The sequence below is a fragment of the Janibacter sp. YB324 genome (assembly GCF_014217915.1).
Classification (GTDB): domain Bacteria; phylum Actinomycetota; class Actinomycetes; order Actinomycetales; family Dermatophilaceae; genus Janibacter; species Janibacter indicus.
The window spans coordinates 1149229-1168308 of the sequence record NZ_CP060120.1; the positions used below are offsets into that span (position 1 = coordinate 1149229).

Sequence of the window (19080 nt, forward strand, 5' to 3'; positions counted from 1 at the left end):
TGGTGCTCGTCTCCTCCTTCACCGGCTGTCCGGCCTGGACGAGGAGCGCTGTCGGCGCTCGGTGACACCATGGACATATGTTCGAAGACGAGCTGGCCGTGGTGGAGGAGTCCTTCAGAGGACTGGGGCGGGTCCGCGAGGGGGTGGGGGAGCAGGCCACGCGGGCTGACGAGGCGTCGCTGGGCGAGATGCTGCAGGCGGCCGAGCGCCTCAGACGTGCGGCCGACGCGCTTGCCTTGACCGTGATCGGGCACGCGGCGCGGTGGGGCGAAGAGATCGGTGACGATCACGTCTACCGACCCGTGCACCTGCCCGCCGGTGAGGTCGCCGACTTCGCGATCGAGGCCGTCGCACTGGCCGTCGGCGCGGGTCCTCCTGAAGCCGGGCGCCGCTGCGACCTGGCGGCTCGAGCGGTCACCGACCTGAGCTGCCTGGCCGACCTGGTGGCGGCCGGCCGGATGCGCGAGCGGTCGCTCGAGATCGTCGCCAAGGAGACCCGCGGTGCCAGCGCCGAGGCGGTGGCGGAGGTCGTGGACCACCTGCTGGGCTCCCTTCGCGGGCGGCCCGACACGGTGCGCGCCGGTGACCTCGACGACCGTGAGCTGCGCAAAGCGATCCGGCGGATGCTCACCCGGGTCGAGCCCGAGGTCTTGGAGCGCAAGGCCAAGCGCAACCGGCGAGACCTGCTGCAGGTCGGCTTCGCCGAGGGGCCGGTCGGCTGCAGCGACATGTACGCGACGCTGCCCACCGAGGCGGCGCTCGCGATCCAGGCCGCGGTCGACGAGGTCGCTCGTGAGGCGCGGGCCGAGGACCCCGAGCTGACCGCCGGCGCCGCGCGGGCGAACGCCCTGGCGGACCTGACCCTGCGAGGCGTCGAGGTGCAGGCCAGCGTGCGGCTCGGCATCCCGGTGATCACCTCCGCGGCGTCGCGGTTGTCCTTCGCCCCCTCCACAGGGGGCGAAGGGGGTCTCGAGGCTCCTTCGTCGCACCTCGACCAGCGTGGCGAGGAGTCGCACCTCGACCAGCGTGGCGAGGCGTCGCACCTCGACCAGCGTGGCGAGGAGTCGCACCTCGACCAGCGTGGCGAGGAGTCGCACCTCGACCAGCGTGGCGAGGAGTCGCACCTCGACCACCGGCAGGAGATCGCCGAGGCGCTGCACGGGCCGACGGCGGTGAGCGGCCGGTTCGTCACGGGCGACGCGCCCGACGCCGTCGACGTGCTCCCCGAGGAGTGGGCGGGCGACGCGATCACCTCGCAGGTGCCGACGACGCTCGGCCCGGGCGGGCCGGCCTCGTGGATCAGTGGCTGCGAGGTCCCCGGAGTGGGCTTCATCCCGGCCGACGTCGTCGCGGCCCTGACGACACGCCTCGAGACCAAGGTCTCGCGAGCCCTCATCGACGCCCGGACCGGCGTGCTCGTCGAGACCTCCAACCCCCGCTACGTCGTCACCGACTCGATGCGCGAGTTCGTCGCGGCTCGCGACGAGACCTGCCGGATGTGGGGCTGCAACCGTCGGGTTCTCGCCGGTTGCGCCGGTCTCGGTGCCGACCTGGACCACGCGGTGCCCCACCCGCAGGGGCCCTCGTGCCCGAGCAACCTGTCAGGTCTGTGCCGCCACCACCACCGGCTCAAGCACTCGCCCCGCTGGTCGCACACCCTCCACGAGGACGGCCGCACCGAGTGGACCAGCCCGACCGGGGTCGCGGCGAGCGCCCATCCGGCGCACTGGGTGCACTCCCTCGACGAGGGGGAGCGGCCCCCTTCGCCCCCTCCAAAGGGGGCAAGCGGCCCGACCTACGTCCTCGACGAGGACGAGGAGCTGGCCAACCTCTTCGCGCGGCCGAGCGCGCCGGAGGTCGACTACACGCAACCCGCCCCCTTCTGAGCCACGGCGGCCGGCGAGGTCGCTACCTTGACCACATGCCACGTCTGATCCCTGACGACCCGCGCTTCACGACCGAGTCGGAGCGGGTGGTGTGGGAGCGGCTGCGCGACTCCCTTCGCCCGCAGGACGCGCTCATCGCCAACCTGCGCCTGACCGACACCCGCAAGGACCACGAGGCCGATCTCGTCGTCGTCATGCCGGACGTCGGGGTCGTCGCCGTCGAGGTCAAGGGCACGGGCGTGCGGATCGACGACGGGCAGTGGACGATCCGTCGCCACGGCAAGCGGGTGCCGATCGACCCCGTGGGGCAGGCCCGGGACACGCGCTACGCGATCCGGCAGTACGTCGAGTCGGACCGCCGGTGGGCGGACTCGTCCCGCAGCAAGGTGCGCTTCGCGCACGCGGTCGTCACCCCCTTCGTCGGTCTGGGGGTGGACTTCGACCTGCCGGACTGCCCGCGGTGGATGATCCACGACCGCGGCGACCTCGACGACCTGGCCGCGCGGCTGGCCGACATCCCGCTCGGCTTCGAGACCCACTGCCGGGTGCCGACCGAGGACGACTGCGAGGTCGTCGTCGACATCCTCACCGCCCGCGGCACGTCCGCCGTGCCCACCGTCGCCGACGAGGCCGACGAGCGGGAGGCCAGGGCCGACCGGCTCACCCAGGAGCAGTCGCTCGTCCTCGACGTCACCCGGCTGCTGCGCCGGGTCGAGATCCGTGGGGGAGCGGGCAGCGGCAAGACCGTCCTCGCGCTGACGCAGGCCAAGCAGCTGACCGCCGGCCATCGTGGTCGCACGGCCGAGCGCGTCGCTCTGCTGTGCTACTCCATCGGTCTGGCGACCTGGTTCAAGCGCGAGGTCGCGAGCTGGCCGCACCGGCAGCGCCCGGCCTTCGTCGGGACCTTCGAGGAGCTCGGCAACCGGTGGGGCGTGCCCTCGGGCTCCCGCGAGGACCCCGCCTACTGGGAGGAGACCATGCCGCGTCTCATGGCCGAGCGCGCCGCGGAGCTGCCGCCGGGGGAGCGCTTCGACTCCTTCGTCGTCGACGAGGCTCAGGACTTCGCCGAGTCGTGGTGGCAGCCGCTCGTCGGCGCCCTCACCGACGAGACGGAGGGCGGGCTCTTCCTCTACTCCGACGAGAACCAGCGCATCTTCCAGCGCTTCGGCCGGCCCCCGGTCCCGCTCGTGCCCCTCGTCCTGGACCACAACCTGCGCAACACCAAGCAGATCGCCGAGGTCTTCCGTCCGCTGGCCCCGCTACGGATGCGGCTCGAAGGGGGCGACGGTCCCGCCGTCGTCTTCGTCCAGTCCCCGTCGACCGCAGCCCTCGACGTGGCCGACGACCAGGTCGACGTCCTGCTCGACGAGGGCTGGGACCCCGGCCACGTCGCCCTGCTCACCACGGGCCGGCGGCACCCGGTCCAGATCGAGCGCCAGGACGAGCTCGGGCAGCGCGGCTACTGGGACACCTTCTGGGACCACGAGGACGTCTTCTACGGCCACGTCCTCGGGGCGAAGGGGATGGAACGTCGCGCCGTCGTGCTCTGCATCAACGAGTCCGGTCACACCGACCGCTTCCGTGAGCGCCTCTACGTCGGGCTGTCGAGGGCCACCGACCGACTGGTCGTCGTGGGTGATCTCGAGGTCATCGCCCGGGCCGGCGAGCAGGTGGCGCGGGCGCTGGAGGGCAGCGGGTAGCATCGCGGCGAACCACCAAGGGGGACAAGGATGACCGAGCACAAGCCGGGTTGGTACGAGCACCAGGGAGAGCGGCGCTACTGGGACGGCACCCAGTGGACCCACAGCGCGTCCGCGCCGGCACCCGCCCCGCCCGCACCGTCCCCGGCTGCTGCACCCCCGCCGCCGACGACCGGGCAGGTCATGCCCTACGCGCCGCCTCCCGCCTACGGGGCTCCCCACCCGGGCGCCGTGCCCGTCGCCCGCAAGGAGCCGGCCATCGCACTCGTCGTCTCCTTCCTCATCCCCGGTGTGGGATCGATGATGAACGGCGACGTGGGGCCCGGGGTCGGGTTCCTCGGGCTCTGGCTCTTCGGACTCGTGCTGGTGATCTGCCTCGGCTGGATCCTCGTCGGCTTCATCGGTCTGCCGCTCATGCTCGTCGCCTGGGGCTGGGGCATGTACCACGCCTACCAGGGCGCCGTGGACTTCAACCGCCGCAACGGCTACGCCAACTGACCGACCTTTCGGGCGTGGGGAGTTCTCCCCATGCTGGACCTGCGGGACCGCAGGTACGCTTGCCCCAGCAATCACTGCATTCGAGAGATATGGAGGGGCCTCGATGAGTTCCTGGGCTGCCGGTTGGTATCAGGATCCTGAGCAGCAGGGTCAGATCCGCTATTGGGACGGTCATGGATGGACCGAGCACCGTCAGGCGACGCCCGAGGGCTTCGGGGTCGGCCAGCCCGGTCCCGACGCGTCGGGCACGGGCACGCGCCAGGACACCCTGGGTGACACCAGCGAGGTCGACGAGGCCACCCGCGTGCGCCCCAGCGCCGACCGCGCCCCCGAGACCGAGGCCATCTCGACCAATGAGGCTGCCGGCTACGGTGCCGCCTCCTCCTACGGTCAGCAGGAGCAGGGCTACGGCCAGACGTCCTACGGTCAGCAGGAGCAGGGCTACAGCCAGACGTCCTACGGTCAGCAGGAGCAGGGCTACGGTGCCTCCTCCTACGGCCAGTCCGGCTACGGCCAGGACCAGTCCGCCTACGGCCAGGAGTCGCCCTACGCCGAGCAGGGTGGTTACGACCAGCAGCAGGGTGGCTACGGTCAGCCCTCTTACGCGGCGGCCGGCCAGGGCGGCCAGCCCGGCGGCAAGAGCAAGCTCCCGTGGATCATCGGCGCCGGCGTCGTCGGTCTCGTCCTGATCGTCGTCCTCGGCTTCGTCGGCTTCTCGCTGCTGAGCGGCGGCGATGACGACGACACCGCCTCGCCGAGCAGCACCTCGCAGACGGACTCGCCGACCGACACGCCGACGGACTCCTCGACCACCGACACCACGACGACCGACCCGAGCTCGTCGAGCTCCTCCTCGACGTCAGACGACCCGGGCACGAGCATCCTCGACAACCGCAACAAGGCGGCCGAGTGGAACAAGAAGTACACCGGCAGCGGAAAGGCCTTCATCGGCGTCCCCGCCGGTGACGGTGCCGGTCTCGTCGAGTTCACCCACAAGGGCGACAAGTACGAGAGCCTGACGATCAAGGGCACCGACGGCAACGGCCGCAGCTCCGAGTACGTCCTCACCGCGTCCAACGCGACCAAGGGCACCGTCGCCTACAACCTCACCAACTACTCGGCCTCCACTTCGCGCATCGAGATGGACTCCGAGGGTGACTGGTCGGTCAAGTTCATCCGGATCAGCCAGGCCCCCGACTTCGGTACCACGCAGAAGGGCAGCGGCCCCAACGTCTTCAAGTGGGACGGCAAGCGCAGCGACCTGTCGGCCAAGTACACCCAGCCCGCCGACTCCTTCATCGGCAGCTTCCGTGTCCAGGCCGTCGGCGCCAAGGACTACCCGGACCGCCTGATCAGCGAGTACGACAACTACGACGGCACGACGACGGTCCAGGACGGGACCAAGTACCTCATCGTCGAGGCCGCCGGGGACTACACCCTCACCAAGAAGTAGGCCCGGTCACCACGCCGAAGGGCGGTGCTCACCTCACGGGAGCACCGCCCTTCGTCATGTCGTGGGCGCGCCGGTCAGCACTCGATGACGTTGACGGCCAGGCCGCCGCGCGCCGTCTCCTTGTACTTGACCTTCATGTCGCGGCCGGTCTCGCGCATCGTCTTGACGACCTTGTCGAGGGAGACGACGTGCGAGCCGTCGCCGCGCAGCGCCGTGCGCGCGGCCGTGATCGCCTTGACGGAGGCGACAGCATTGCGCTCGATGCACGGGATCTGCACGAGGCCACCGACGGGGTCGCAGGTCAGGCCGAGGTTGTGCTCCATGCCGATCTCGGCGGCATTCTCCACTTGGGCGGGGGAGCCGCCGAGCACCGCGGCCATCGCGCCGGCGGCCATCGAGCACGCCGACCCGACCTCGCCCTGGCAGCCGACCTCGGCGCCGGAGATCGACGCATTTTCCTTGTAGATCACGCCGATCGCGGCGGCCGTGAGCAGGAAGCGGCAGATGCCGTCGTCGTCAGCGCCCGGCACGAAGTCGGTGTAGTAGCGCAGCACGGCCGGGATGATGCCCGCGGCGCCGTTGGTCGGGGCAGTGACGACGCGGCCGCCCGCCGCATTTTCTTCGTTGACGGCCAGCGCGTAGAGGCACAGCCAGTCCATGCCGCGAAGGGGGTCGTCGCTGCGGCCCTCGGTGCGCAGCCGCTGGTGCAGCTGGGGTGCACGACGGCGGACCTTGAGCCCACCGGGCAGGACCCCCTCGGTGCGCATGCCGTTGTCGATGCACTCGCGCATCACCGACCAGATGTGCAGCAGCTCGCTGCGCACCTCCGCCTCGGTGCGCCAGGACAGCTCGTTGTCGAGCATGACCTGCGAGATCGACAACCCGGTCTCCGCGCAGATCGCCAGCAGCTGGTCGCCGGTGGTGAAGGGGTGCTTGACCGGGGTGGTGTCGGCGACGATCCGCGTCGAGCCGGACGCGTCCTCGCCGACGACGAAGCCGCCGCCGACCGAGTAGTAGGTGTGCGTCGAGACCGGGGCATCGTCGCTCTCGCCCCAGGCGGTGAAGGTCATGCCGTTGGGGTGCAGGGGCAGCGACTTGCGCCGGTGGAGGATCAGGTCGTCGTGCTCGACGAAGTCGATCTCGTGCTCGCCGAGCAGACTCACCCGGCGGGCGGCGCGGATCTGCTCGAGGGTGCCGGTCACGGTGCGCGGGTCGCACAGCTCGGGTCGCTCACCGCCGAGGCCGAGCAGGACCGCGGTGGCCGACCCGTGGCCGTGGCCGGTCGCGCCGAGCGAGCCGAAGAGCTCGGCCCGCACCCGCCGCACCTGCGGCAGCAGCCCCTCGTCACGCAGCCCCTCGACGAACATCACGGCCGCGCGCATCGGGCCGACGGTGTGCGAGCTCGAGGGGCCGATGCCGATCGAGAAGAGGTCGAAGACACTGAGTGCCACAGGGGTCTCCCGGGGGTTCGTGGTGGGGCCGGCGACGGGGTGGGTCGCGGTGCCGCCCGTCACACTACCCGCGTCTCGGTCCTCGGACGGGTGCTGTGGAAAAGCTCGCGGGGGCGAGGTCGCACGTGGCCATGATGAAGGGCATGACCTACGACGACCTGCCGGCCGACTGGCCACAGCGACCACTCACCGACCCCACACTCACCGCCGACGTCGTGGACCTCGTCGTGCGGGAGACCGACCGCGCGGAGGGGTGCCTCGGCATCCTCTTGTGCAACCACGAGCACCGCCTCGTGCAGCCCCTGACGATCAACGACATCGACGACGTCCCGGCCCACGAGAGGCGACGCCCTTTCGACCTCTTCATGAGCGGCTTCGGCGACCGGCTCGGCGGCATCGTCGTCGCCGTCGGTCGGCCGCGTGGCTATGTCCCCGACGACGTCGCCCGCGGCTGGCACGAGGCGGCGATCGCCGCGAGCCGCGAGCACGACGTGCCCCTGCTCGGCACCTACCTGGCGACCGTGCACGCGGTCATCGAGATGCCCCGGTGGACCGGGCTGGCGGCCGCGGGCTAGAGCTCTGCGGCGATCGCGGCGCCGATGGCCGCGGTGAAGCCCTCCGGGTCCTCGTGGGCCGCCGGCTCCTCCGGCACGATGACATCGACGGTCCCGTCCTCGCGCATCTGCGCGGCGCCGACCCGCTGCCGCGCGGCGAGCAGCGCGGCGTGCTCGGTGTCCTTGAAGACGATCGCGCTCGCGCCCTCGGGTGGCAGCGGTGAGAGCCAGGCATTGCCGGCGGCGATGATCCGCCGGGCCGGCAGCAGCGCGAGAGCCCCGCCGCCGGTGCCCTCACCGAGCAGCACCGACACGCTCGGCACCGTGAGGGCCGTCATGTCGGAGATCGAGCGGGCGATCTCGCCGGCGAGGGCGCCCTCCTCGGCATGGGGGGACAGGTCGGCACCCGGGGTGTCGATGACCGTGACGAGCGGCAGCCCGAGCTCGGTTGCCATCCGCATGCCGCGCCGCGCCTCGCGCAGTGCGGCCGGGCCCATCGACTGCGCGACCTGGTAGCGCCGGTCCTGGCCGACGAGCACGCACGGGCGCCCACCGAAGGACGCCAGCGCGAGCATGACGCCCTTGTCCGACTCCCCGTAGCCGGTGCCGTTGAGCGGGATGACGTCGTCGGCGGCGTGGCGCAGCAGCTCACGCACCCCCGGGCGGTCCTCCCGCCGCGTGGTCTCGATGGCCTCCCAGAGGCGGGCGACCTCCCCTTCGTCCGGCTCCGGACGGGAGACGAAGGGAGTGATCGGCCACGCGGGGTGGTCGGCGGGGTCGGCGGTGCGCTCGGTGGTCGTCGACAGCAGGGTCAGGGCGCGCGCGGCGATCTCGGCGAGGCCCTCGACGGGGACGACGGCGTCGACGATGCCCTTGTCGACGAGGTTTTCGGCGACCTGCACGCCCTCGGGGAAGGGCACGCCGTTGACCGTCTCGTAGACGACCGGGCCGAGGAAGCCGATGAGCGCACCCGGCTCGGCGATCGTCATGTGGCCGAGAGACCCCCACGAGGCGAAGACGCCGCCGGTCGTCGGGTGACGCAGGTAGACGAGGTAGGGCAGGCCGGCGGCCTTGTGCGCGACGACGGCCGCGGAGATGTCGATCATCGTCACGAAGGCCGGCGTGCCCTCCTGCATCCGGGTGCCGCCGCTCGAGGTGGCGGCCACGAGGGGGAGCCGCTCGGTCGTCGCGCGGCGGATCGCCGCGACGATCCGGGCCGCCGCGGCCCGGCCGATGGACCCGCCGAGGAAGCGGAACTCGCCGACGACGAGGGCGACGTCGTGGCCGTGGATGCTCGCCCGCCCGGTGAGCACGGACTCGTCGGTGCCGGCCCGCTCGGCGGCCGCGTCGACGGCGGCGCGGTAGTCGGGGGACAGGGCCGTCAGGTCGATGGGCTCGTCCCACGAGACATAGCTGCCCTCGTCGACGACGGAGGCGATGAGCTGATGGGCACCCGGGCGCTGGTCACTCATGGCAGTGATCGTCCCAGCCGCGGCGCTGGGTACCCTTGCCCGGTGCTTGTGCCGTTGACCACTGTCGTGATCGTCGCGGTCGGCGTGCTCGGACTCCTGGCCCTGGCCTACCTGATCATCGACCGGCTCGTCGACGACCTCATGCTGCTCGTGACCGCGGTCCTCGAGCTGGCCCTCGTGGCCCTCGTCGTCGCCAGCGCGATCGCCATGGGCAAGGTGTCGGGGGAGGGCGAGGGCGCGACGATGCTCGCCTACGCGCTCACCCTGCCGATCCTGCCGCCGATCGTCGTCTTCATCGCCCTGAAGGAGAAGACCCGCTGGGCGATGGGCGTCGTCCTCGCCGGCGCCTTCACCGTCGGCGTCATGGCCTACCGCATCCTGCAGATCTGGCAGACCCATGGCCCCGCCTGAGGTGCGCACGGGTACCGGGCCCGGCCGGGTCGTGGTCGCCGTCTACGCCGTCCTCGCGCTCGCGGCCACGGGCCGTTCGGTCCTGCAGATCACCCAGTACTTCGACCGGGCGCCGCTGGCCTACGTGCTCTCGGCGCTCGCGGCCGTCATCTACGTCGTCGCGACCGTGGCCCTGGCGAAGGGGGGAGCCTCCGGCGCCCGCTTGGCGACCGCGGCGATCACGGTCGAGGCCGTCGGCGTGCTCACGGTGGGCACCCTCTCCTACGTGCGGCCGGACCTCTTCCCGGACAAGACCGTGTGGTCCCACTTCGGGTCCGGCTACGGCTACCTGCCGCTCGTCCTCCCCTTCGTCGGCCTGTGGTGGATCCACCGTGTGAGACGCGCCTGATCGGCGACGCGAGCATCTCCTAGTCTTGCGACAGGTCTTGAGCGCCAGCGCGAAGCCCCGGCTCGCTGGCCGGCAACCCTCCTCCGCGGTGGGGTGCCCCGGGAGACGACCTGGTCCGCGACGACCGTCGCGGTCAAGCGCGCACAGCACAGGAGCACCACCATGACCGATCCCTCCACCTGGAGCTTCGACACCCGTCAGATCCACGCCGGCCAGGCACCCGACCCCACGACGGGCTCGCGGGCGCTGCCGATCCACGCGACGACCTCCTACGCCTTCAAGGACACCGAGCACGCGGCAAACCTGTTCGCGCTCAAGGAGTTCGGCAACATCTACACGCGGATCATGAACCCCACCCAGGACGCGGTGGAGCAGAAGATCGCTGCGCTCGAGGGCGGCGTCGGGGCCCTGCTCACCGCGTCGGGGATGTCCGCGACGCACCTGGCCCTGGTCAACATCGCCGAGGCCGGTGACCACATCGTCGCCAGCGCCGCGCTCTACGGCGGCACGGTCAACCTGCTGAAGTTCACCCTCGCGAAGTTCGGCATCGAGACGACCCTCGTCGAGGACCCGAGCGACCTCGAGCAGTGGCGCGCGGCGGTCAAGCCCAACACCAAGGTCTTCTTCGGCGAGACCATCGGCAACCCCAAGCCGGTCGTCCTCGACATCGCCGGCATCGCCGAGATCGCCCACGAGGCCGGCGTGCCGCTCGTCGTCGACAACACGATCGCCACGCCCTACGTGCTGCGCCCGATCGAGCACGGCGCCGACGTCGTCGTCCACTCGGCGACGAAGTACCTCGGTGGCCACGGCACCGCGATCGCCGGCGTCATCGTCGACGCCGGGAAGTTCGACTACGCGGCCGACCCGGACAAGTTCCCCAACTACAACCAGCCCGACCCGAGCTACCACGGGCTGCGCTTCGGGCCCGACCTCGGCGTCAATGGTGCCCTCGGGGCCAACCTGTCCTTCATCCTCAAGGCGCGCGTGCAGCTGCTGCGGGACATCGGTCCGGCGATCTCGCCCTTCAACGCCTTCCTCATCGGGCAGGGTATCGAGACGCTCAGCCTGCGCATCGAGCGCCACCTCGACAACACCCGCAAGGTCGTCGACTTCCTCTCGGGGCACCCGCAGGTCGAGGCGGTCAACTGGGCGTCCATCGAGGGTTCCGCGAGCTTCGAGCAGGCGCAGCGCTACACGCCGAAGGGGGCCGGTGCCGTCATCTCCTTCGAGATCGCCGGCGGCCTCGAGGCGGGCAAGAAGTTCGTCGAGGGGCTCACCCTGCACAGCCACTTGGCCAACATCGGCGACGTGCGCTCGCTCGTCATCCACCCGGCGTCGACGACCCACTCCCAGGGGCCCGACGAGGACCGCCTCGCCGCAGGTGTGACCCCCGGCCTCGTCCGTCTGGCGGTCGGCCTCGAGAGCATCGAGGACATCGTCGCCGACCTCGAGGAGGGCTTCGCCGCGGCGAAGTGACCTTCGCTGCCTGACGAGCGCCGAGGGGCCTGTGGATAATTCCACGGGCCCCTCGGCGCTTTTTCCTAGCGTGGGGGCATGAGCGGAGAGCAGCGCATCTCGATCGACAGCCAGGGCATCGAGGCCCTCGGGCGGCGCCTGGGGGACATCGCCAACTACCTGGAAGAAAAGGCCCGCGTCAGCAATGCCGAGGGGGTGGAGACCTACGGCTTCCCTACCGCCCTGGGCACCGACGGGTACGAGGCAGCCGTCGGCGACTACGAGCTCGAGCGCAAGAAGGTCTGCCGACAGCTGCGTGACCTGCGCGACCTGGCGCGCGGGGCAGGGGGCGTCTACGTCGAGACCGAGCAGCTCATCGATCGTCGCCAGCGGGGAGTCCTCTGATGCCGCTCGGTGTCACGCGCACGGCCGAGGAGGGCGACCCGGAGTACCTGCGTGCGGAGGCGCGCGAGCTGCGGACCGTCGTCGCCAACATCCGCAGCCTCTCCTCGATGCTGCGCACGATCTCGACGAAGGGAGTTTGGGACTCCTGCTCGGGCACGGCGTTCGCCGGGGAGGTCGACAAGACGCCGGACATGCTCGTCAAGATCGCTGATCGGTTGGCGGACGCCGAGCGCATCGTCCGGCAGTACGCCGACCGTCTCGAGGAGGACCAGAAGTACCTCACACAGCAACGCGAGCGGTACGAGCGCTATGTGAGGATCTCCGACGGACGCAAGGCGCGACTGGACTCCACGCCGCCCGAGGACCCGCAGTACATGACTTACGACCGGCAGTACGTCGTCGCCGCCAACGAGCGCCAGTGGGCCAAGGAGCGCTACATCCGTCGCAACGACCATGCCTTGGACGACGAGATGACCGTGGGGCGCCGCCTCGCGAGTGTCGGCGCGGACCTGGCCGACCCCGATGGGTACAACGCCTTCGAGATGTCGAGCCACGTCGGTACGAGCAGCCTCGTCAACAACCCGGTCGTCGCCTTCAGCCCGGGCCTGAAGGTCCTGTCCGCGCTGGCGGTCGGTGACCCCATCGGTCAGCTGGGGCGGAGGGCGATGTACGACGAGGGCAGCTATCGGGGGGTCGCCAAGAACTCCGCGGGCACGGTGGTCAGCGCCATCATCGGTCGACGAGGTGGAGCAGGGGCGGCTGCCAACGCCACGAAGAGGTCACGACGCCTGGCCGACGACGTGGCCGCGGCCAAGAAGCGCTACCCGACCACCTCGACGACGTCGGTCGCGACGACCCGCTGGACCCAGCGGGCCACGACGTCCGTGCGACGCACGACCGCCACGACAGCCGTCCGGGCCAGGCACCGCGCCGTCGACAAGCTGGCCGACAAGAGCGGCGTGCGCCTCATTGACGACATGGCCGCCGACTGGGCCACGCTCGCCGGCTCCGGCCACGTGCGCAAGGGCAAGCACATCGTCACCTACACGGTGGCGAGCGGCGCCACGGCGAAGGAGCACGTCGACTCGGCTCGGACCGTCGCCAGCCACGTCGACCGGGCGACCGGGGCCAACCCGGAGGACAAGGCACAGGCTCGCCGCGAGGCCGCGCGCAAGTCGCGGGAGTCCCGCCACCGCGAGGAGCGACTCGACCAGCTGACCGAGGGGCCGGTGCCGCTGACCCGGTGAACCACAAAAGGGCGTTGCGGCGCAGCGGGGGTGGTGCGAGCGTGGCGGCATGACGAGCGACATCGAGATCACCCGGATCGACCCGAGCGACGAGAGCCAGGTCGAGGCCCTGCTCGAGCTCGACAAGCTCGTCTGGGCGGACGCCGGGCGCCGACCGCGCGAGGCGCAGCTGCGCGACACCCCGCAGCGGGCGGGTTTCATCGCCACCCGTGGGGGAGAGCCCGCCGCGACCGCGGGCTCGTGGGACGTCGAGGTCTCCGTGCCGGCTGCGGGAGGCGAGGTCGCCTCCCTTCGTCCTGCGGAGGGGCTGACCTGGATCGGGGTGCACCCCGACCACCGGCGTCGCGGCGTGCTCACCGCCGTCATGGGCCACCACCTGCGCTGGACCCGCGACGAGCAGGGGCGCTCGCTGTCCGTGCTCAAGGCGTCGGAGCACACGATCTACGGACGCTACGGCTACGGCGTCGCGAGCACGGTGCTGCGCTCGAGCTTCGGGCGGGGCACGAGCTTCGCCGCGCCGCCGCAGGTGCGGGCGCTCGCCGACGCGACGACCCTGCAGACCACGACGGCCGGCCCCGATCAGGGCGACCGGTGGCACGACATCGCCCGAGCGGCCGCCGCCACCGGCGCCGGGCAGGTCGTGCGCAGCCGCGAGGACTGCGCTCGCCTGCTCCACGACAACCCCGAGAGCCGCAGCGACCGCGAGCCCGCCCGCCTGCTGTGGGCCACTCGTGAGGGCCGGGACGTCGGCGCCGCCTACTTCCACCGGACGCCGCGCTGGTCCGACGGGCGACCCGAGGGCGAGGTCGGGGTCTTCTTCCTCGTCTCCACCGACGTCGGGGCCCGGCTCGCGCTCGCCGAGCGGCTCGTCGACCTCGACCTCATGGGCAGCACCGGCTACTGGGTCACCCTCGACGACCCGCTCGTGCAGTGGCTGCCCTCGCCCCGTGCCCTGGGCGGCGGCGGTCCGACGGACAACCTCTGGCTGCGCATCGTCGACCTGCCGACCGCCGTCACCGAGCGTGGCCACGCCGCCGATCTCGACGTCGTCGTCGAGATCGGGGACGCGATCCTGCCCGAGCAGGTCGGCCGCTGGCGTTGGACCGCCACCCGCGACGGTGTCGGCGCCCTCGAGCGCACGGAGGCCGCCGCCGACGTCACGCTCGACATCGCCGACCTCGGTGCGGTGTGGCTCGGCGGGCAGACGATCGTGGCCCGGGCGGCCGCCGGCTACGTCACCGGCGACCCGGCCGCGGTGGCGGCGCTCGACGCCGCGCTGCGCACGCCGGTCGGGCCGGTGACGACGATCGACTTCTGACCCTTCGAGACGGTCGCTTCGCGACCTCCTCAGGGATCGTGGATATCCTGCCCCCCATGCCCGAAGCCTCCCTGCGCGAACCCATCGCGGCGGAGGACCTGCACTACCCGCAGGACCTGCCGGTCGTCGCGCGCAAGGACGACATCGCCGCGGCGATGCGCGAGCACCAGGTCGTCATCGTCGCGGGGGAGACCGGGTCCGGCAAGACGACCCAGCTGCCCAAGATCGCGCTCGAGATCGGACGCGGTCGCGAGGGGCAGATCGGTCACACCCAGCCCCGCCGGATCGCCGCCCGGTCGGTCGCCGAGCGCATCGCCGAGGAGCTGCGGGTCGACCTCGGCGGCCTCGTCGGCTACCAGGTGCGCTTCGCCGACCACAGCAGCGACAGCACGGCGGTCAAGGTCATGACCGACGGCATCCTGCTCAACGAGATGCAGCGCGACCGCGACCTGCGCCGCTACGACACGATCATCATCGACGAGGCCCACGAGCGCTCGCTCAACATCGACTTCATCCTCGGCTACCTCAAGCAGCTGCTGCCGCGTCGCCCCGACCTCAAGGTCGTCATCACCTCGGCGACGATCGACCCGGAGCGCTTCGCCGCGCACTTCAGCGACGAGCAGGGCGAGCCCGCGCCGATCATCGAGGTCTCCGGTCGCACCTACCCGGTCGAGGTGCGCTACCGCCCGCTTGGAGACGATCGTGAGGACGACGATCAGGATGGGGACGTCGACCAGGTGACCGGCATCTGCCGGGCGGTCGAGGAGCTGTGGACCGAGCCCGAGTCCGGCGGTCCCCGCGACGCCCTCGTCTTCCTGTCGGGGGAGCGGGAGATCCGCGACGCGCAGGAGGCCCTCACGGGGATGCGCCTGCCCGACACCGAGATCATCCCGCTCTACGCCCGCCTGTCCGCCGCCGAGCAGCACCGGGTCTTCGCGCCGCACTCCGGGCGACGGATCGTGCTGTCCACCAACGTCGCCGAGACCTCGCTGACCGTCCCGGGCATCCGCTACGTCATCGACACCGGCACCGCGCGCATCTCCCGCTACAGCCAGCGGACCAAGGTCCAGCGCCTGCCGATTGAGCGCATCTCGCAGGCCTCGGCCAATCAGCGCGCCGGCCGCTGCGGTCGCGTCGCCGAGGGCGTGTGCATCCGGCTGTACTCGCAGGAGGACTTCGAGGCCCGCCCGGAGTTCACCGACCCCGAGATCCTGCGCACCAACCTCGCCAGCGTCATCCTCCAGATGACCTCCCTCGGCCTCGGCGACGTGAGCCGCTTCCCATTCGTCGAGCCGCCGGACTCCCGCCAGATCACCGACGGTGTCCGCCTGCTGCAGGAGCTGCAGGCCTTCGACACCACGCACCAGGCGAAGGGGGCGCGTCGCCTCACCCCGACCGGCCGGACCCTCGCCCGGCTGCCCGTCGACCCCAGGCTCGGCCGGATGCTCATCGAGGCCGACCGTCTCGGCTGCACCACCGAGGTCCTCGTCATCGTCGCCGCGATGTCGATCCAGGACCCTCGCGAGCGGCCCAGCGAGCAGCGCGCCCAGGCCGACCAGCAGCATGCTCGCTTCCGTCAGGAGGGGTCCGACTTCGCGAGCTGGTGGAACCTCTGGGTCTACCTCAAGGACCAGCAGAAGGCCTTGTCCGGCAGCGCCTTCCGCCGCATGTGCAAGCGGGAGTACATCCACTTCCTGCGCACCCGCGAGTGGCAGGACCTGCACAGCCAGCTCGTGCGCGCCGCCAAGCAGTGCAAGATCGACACCCGCCAGCGCACCTCGGCGCCCGATGCCGAACCCGACTGGGACCGCGTGCACCAGGCCCTGCTCACCGGGCTGCTCAGCCACATCGGCCTGCGCGACGAGGACAAGCGCGACTACCTCGGCGCCCGGGGTGCCCGCTTCTCCATCCAGCCCGGCACGACCAACTTCCGGCGGCAACCCCCCTTCGTCATGGCGGGGGAGCTCGTCGAGACCAGCCGGCTGTGGGCCCGCTCGTCCGCCCGCATCGACCCCGTGTGGGCCGAGCGCGCCGGCGCGCACCTCGTCAAGCGCACCTACTCCGAGCCGCGGTGGAGCAAGAAGGCCGCCTCGGTCATGGCGACCGAGCGGGTCACCCTCTTCGGCGTGCCGCTCGTCGTCGGCCGGGCGGTCAGCTACGGCAAGATCGACCCGGTCGCCAGCCGCGAGCTCTTCATCCGGCACGCGCTCGGCGAGGGGGAGTGGGACGCCCACCACGACTTCCTGACGACCAACCGCAAGCTCGTGCGTCGGCTCGAGCGGCTCGAGGAGCGCGCCCGCCGGCGTGACCTGCTCGTCGACGAGCAGGACGTCGTCGACTTCTACGACGAGCGCATCCCCGACCACGTCGTCTCCGGGGCGCACTTCGACAGCTGGTGGAAGAAGGCGCGCCACGACCAGCCCGACCTGCTCACCCTCACCGAGGAGCTGCTCACCCGCGAGGACGCCAAGCAGGTCGACGGGCGCGACTACCCGCGGCGTTGGCGCAGCGACGGCCTCGAGCTCGCCGTGACCTACCAGTTCGAACCGGGGACCGAGGACGACGGGGTCACCGTGCACGTGCCGGTCGCCGTGCTCAACCAGCTGGGCGCCGACGGCTTCGACTGGCAGGTCCCGGGGCTGCGCGCCGACCTCGTCACCGCGCTCATCAAGTCCCTGCCCAAGGCGACCCGGCGCCACCTGGTGCCGGCGCCGGACCACGCCCGTGCCGCGCTGAACCAGCTCGACCCCGCCGCCGGCACGTCGATCACCAGCCAGCTGTCGAGCGTCCTCGGCCGCCGCGCGGGGATCCGCATCGACGAGGGCGAGTGGGACTGGTCCAAGGTGCCCGACCACCTGCGAGTCACCTTCGCCGTCGAGGACGGCCGTCGACGGCGGCTGGGCCGAGGCAAGGATCTCGAGGAGCTGCGCGAGGGCCTCGCCGGCCACGTCCAGCAGGGCATGTCGCGGGCCGGCGCCTCCATCGAGCGCACCGGCCTGACGACGTGGGACCTCGACGACCTGCCCGAGACCTTCTCGACGAAGACCGGCAAGCACACCGTCGTCGGTCACCCCGCCCTCGTCGACGAGGGGAGCAGCGTCGCCATCCGCGTGCTGCCCGACGAGCAGCAGGCCGCCGCGGCCCACACCGCCGGCGTACGCCGCCTGCTCCTCCTCGGCACGACCCCACCGTGGAAGCGGGTGCTCGCCCGGCTGACCAATGCGCAGAAGCTCGCCCTCGCCGACAACCCCCACGGCTCGGTCCCCAAGCTCCTCGACGACGCGCTCGCCGCCGCCGTCGACGACATCGTCGCCCAGCACGTCACCGGGCCGGTGCGCTCGCGGGCGGCCTTCGACGAGGCACTCGCGGCCACCCGCACCCACGTCGCCCAGCGGGTGCTCACCGCCGTCTCCGAGGTCGAGCCGGTGCTCGCCCAGCGCACCGAGGTCCTCGCGCTGCTCGACCGCATGACCGCCCCGGCGCTGGCGACGACGGTCGCCGACGTACGGGCCCAGCTCGACGGGCTCGTCCGGCCGGGCTTCATCGCCGACACCGGCCTGTCACGGCTGCCCGACCTGCGGCGCTACCTGCGCGGGATCTCCCTTCGTCTGGAGCGCGCCGCGGACAACCCGCGGCGCGACGCCGGCCACCAGGAGGCGGTCGACGCGGTGGAGGCCGCCTACGCCGACCTGCTCGACGCGCTGCCCCCGCTGCGGCGCCGCTCGGCCGACGTCGTCGACATCGGCTGGATGATCGAGGAGCTGCGGATCTCGCTCTTCGCCCAGTCCGTCGGCACCGCCCGGACCGTCTCCGCCAAGCGGGTGCGCGCGGCGATCGCCGCGATCCCGACACCCTGACCGGCGGGGGGAATGGCCGCGGGGCGAGCGGGGTTGCGACAATGAGTGCTTCACCGACCAGGAGGACCTGACGTGACCGAGCGCCTCTACCGCTACGAGGTCGACACCGACCCCGCGCTGCTCCAGCCCGGGCCGATGATCGTCGCCTTCGACGGCTTCTTCGACGCGGGCATGGCCCAGCGCCTGCTCGTCGACCACCTCCTCGAGGCGGGCGACCCGACCGTCGTCGCGTCCTTCGACGTCGACTCGCTCGTCGACTACCGCAGCCGGCGTCCGGTGATCACCTTCGACGCCAACCGCTACACCGACTACTCCGACCCGTCGCTGCTGCTCTACCACCTGCTCGACCGCGACGGGCAGACCTACTACATCCTCACCGGGCCCGAGCCCGACTACCGGTGGGAGGCCGTCGTCGACGCGGTGACGACGATCATGGACGACATGGGCATCACCCTCGCGGTGCACGCCCACGGCATCCCCATGGCCGTCCCGCACAGCCGGCCCGTCGGCATGACCGTCCACGGCTCCGACGAGTGCCTCATCGGCGAGCACAAGCCGGTCTTCGGCACCGTCCAGGTCCCGGCCTCGCTCGCCGCCCTGCTCGAGCTGCGCCTCGGCGAGAGCTCGCGCGATGCCGTCGGCTTCAGCATCCACGTGCCGCACTACCTGGCCCAGTCGACCTTCCACGACGGCGCGCTCACCGCGCTCAACGCCATCGTCGACTGCACCGGCCTCAACCTGCCCAACGACGCGCTCGCCGAGGCCGCGCGCGAGGGGCGGATGCAGATCGAGCGCGAGATCGAGGACAACGACGAGGTCCGCGAGGCCGTCCAGGCCCTCGAGCGTCAGTACGACGTGCACCTGCGTGGTCTCGAGCGCCCTAGCCTGCTCGCCGTCGAAGGGGAGGACCTGCCCTCCGCGGACGAGCTCGGCGCGGAGTTCGAGGACTTCCTGCGCACGGTCGACGACTCGGAGCAGTAGG

General features: G+C 71.5%; 14 protein-coding genes, 1 pseudogene and 1 riboswitch. Of the genes and pseudogenes, 13 read left to right on the forward strand and 2 right to left on the reverse strand.

Annotated features, from left to right (window positions below):
* Positions 1-77 precede the first annotated feature (77 nt).
* The 4 genes from H7A72_RS05620 (at position 78) to H7A72_RS05635 (ending at position 5537) form a co-directional block, all read left to right on the forward strand.
* Positions 78-1886: an HNH endonuclease signature motif containing protein gene (locus H7A72_RS05620; RefSeq protein ID WP_185221904.1), complete on the forward strand. Its 1809-nt coding sequence runs from the start codon at positions 78-80 to the stop codon at positions 1884-1886.
* 35 nt (positions 1887-1921) lie between these two features.
* Complete coding sequence (locus tag H7A72_RS05625) at positions 1922-3586, forward strand: NERD domain-containing protein (RefSeq protein ID WP_185221905.1); 1665 nt, start codon at positions 1922-1924, stop codon at positions 3584-3586.
* Between the two features lie 30 nt (positions 3587-3616).
* A complete protein-coding gene (locus tag H7A72_RS05630; protein WP_185221906.1) occupies positions 3617-4084 on the forward strand; it encodes a hypothetical protein in 468 nt (155 codons plus the stop codon).
* Between the two features lie 103 nt (positions 4085-4187).
* The gene (locus H7A72_RS05635; protein WP_185221907.1) at positions 4188-5537 is read left to right on the forward strand and encodes a DUF2510 domain-containing protein; all 1350 of its coding nucleotides are present in this window, start codon (positions 4188-4190) and stop codon (positions 5535-5537) included.
* Between the two features lie 74 nt (positions 5538-5611).
* Here the strand turns inward: H7A72_RS05635 and H7A72_RS05640 are convergent, their stop codons facing one another.
* Positions 5612-6988, reverse strand: a complete 1377-nt coding sequence (locus tag H7A72_RS05640; protein ID WP_185221908.1) for an L-serine ammonia-lyase — start codon at positions 6986-6988, stop codon at positions 5612-5614.
* Between the two features lie 143 nt (positions 6989-7131).
* Here H7A72_RS05640 and H7A72_RS05645 point away from each other — a divergent pair, with 143 nt between their 5' ends.
* Positions 7132-7563, forward strand: a complete 432-nt coding sequence (locus H7A72_RS05645) for a hypothetical protein (RefSeq protein ID WP_143445493.1) — start codon at positions 7132-7134, stop codon at positions 7561-7563.
* Here H7A72_RS05645 and H7A72_RS05650 read toward each other — a convergent pair.
* The gene (locus H7A72_RS05650) at positions 7560-9014 is read right to left on the reverse strand and encodes a carboxyl transferase domain-containing protein (protein WP_185221909.1); all 1455 of its coding nucleotides are present in this window, start codon (positions 9012-9014) and stop codon (positions 7560-7562) included. The two genes, H7A72_RS05645 and H7A72_RS05650, sit on opposite strands and share 4 nt — an antisense overlap.
* A 54-nt stretch (positions 9015-9068) precedes the next feature.
* On the opposite strand from H7A72_RS05650, the gene H7A72_RS05655 reads away from it, so the two are divergent.
* From H7A72_RS05655 to H7A72_RS05690, 8 genes and pseudogenes are all read left to right on the forward strand, one after another.
* Positions 9069-9425: a hypothetical protein gene (locus H7A72_RS05655; protein ID WP_143445492.1), complete on the forward strand. Its 357-nt coding sequence runs from the start codon at positions 9069-9071 to the stop codon at positions 9423-9425.
* Positions 9412-9813, forward strand: coding sequence for a hypothetical protein (locus H7A72_RS05660; protein ID WP_185221910.1), 402 nt, complete (start codon positions 9412-9414; stop codon positions 9811-9813). The genes H7A72_RS05655 and H7A72_RS05660 overlap by 14 nt, the downstream gene beginning before the upstream one ends.
* Positions 9814-9846: 33 nt before the next feature.
* A riboswitch (SAM riboswitch) is annotated at positions 9847-9959 on the forward strand.
* A pseudogene (locus H7A72_RS05665) lies at positions 9919-11292 on the forward strand (bifunctional o-acetylhomoserine/o-acetylserine sulfhydrylase); the annotation flags it as partial. It overlaps the preceding riboswitch by 41 nt.
* A 78-nt stretch (positions 11293-11370) precedes the next feature.
* Positions 11371-11676 carry a hypothetical protein gene (locus tag H7A72_RS05670; protein ID WP_185221912.1) on the forward strand — a complete coding sequence of 102 codons (306 nt, stop codon included), beginning with the start codon at positions 11371-11373 and terminating at the stop codon, positions 11674-11676.
* Complete coding sequence (locus H7A72_RS05675) at positions 11676-12923, forward strand: hypothetical protein (protein ID WP_185221913.1); 1248 nt, start codon at positions 11676-11678, stop codon at positions 12921-12923. Before H7A72_RS05670 ends, H7A72_RS05675 begins: the two co-directional genes overlap by 1 nt.
* Positions 12924-12972: 49 nt before the next feature.
* Positions 12973-14241, forward strand: a complete 1269-nt coding sequence (locus tag H7A72_RS05680; protein WP_185221914.1) for a GNAT family N-acetyltransferase — start codon at positions 12973-12975, stop codon at positions 14239-14241.
* A gap of 56 nt (positions 14242-14297) precedes the next feature.
* Positions 14298-18098: an ATP-dependent RNA helicase HrpA gene (gene hrpA / locus H7A72_RS05685; RefSeq protein ID WP_185221915.1), complete on the forward strand. Its 3801-nt coding sequence runs from the start codon at positions 14298-14300 to the stop codon at positions 18096-18098.
* A gap of 72 nt (positions 18099-18170) precedes the next feature.
* Positions 18171-19079 carry a proteasome assembly chaperone family protein gene (locus H7A72_RS05690; protein WP_185221916.1) on the forward strand — a complete coding sequence of 303 codons (909 nt, stop codon included), beginning with the start codon at positions 18171-18173 and terminating at the stop codon, positions 19077-19079.
* Position 19080 lies beyond the last annotated feature (1 nt).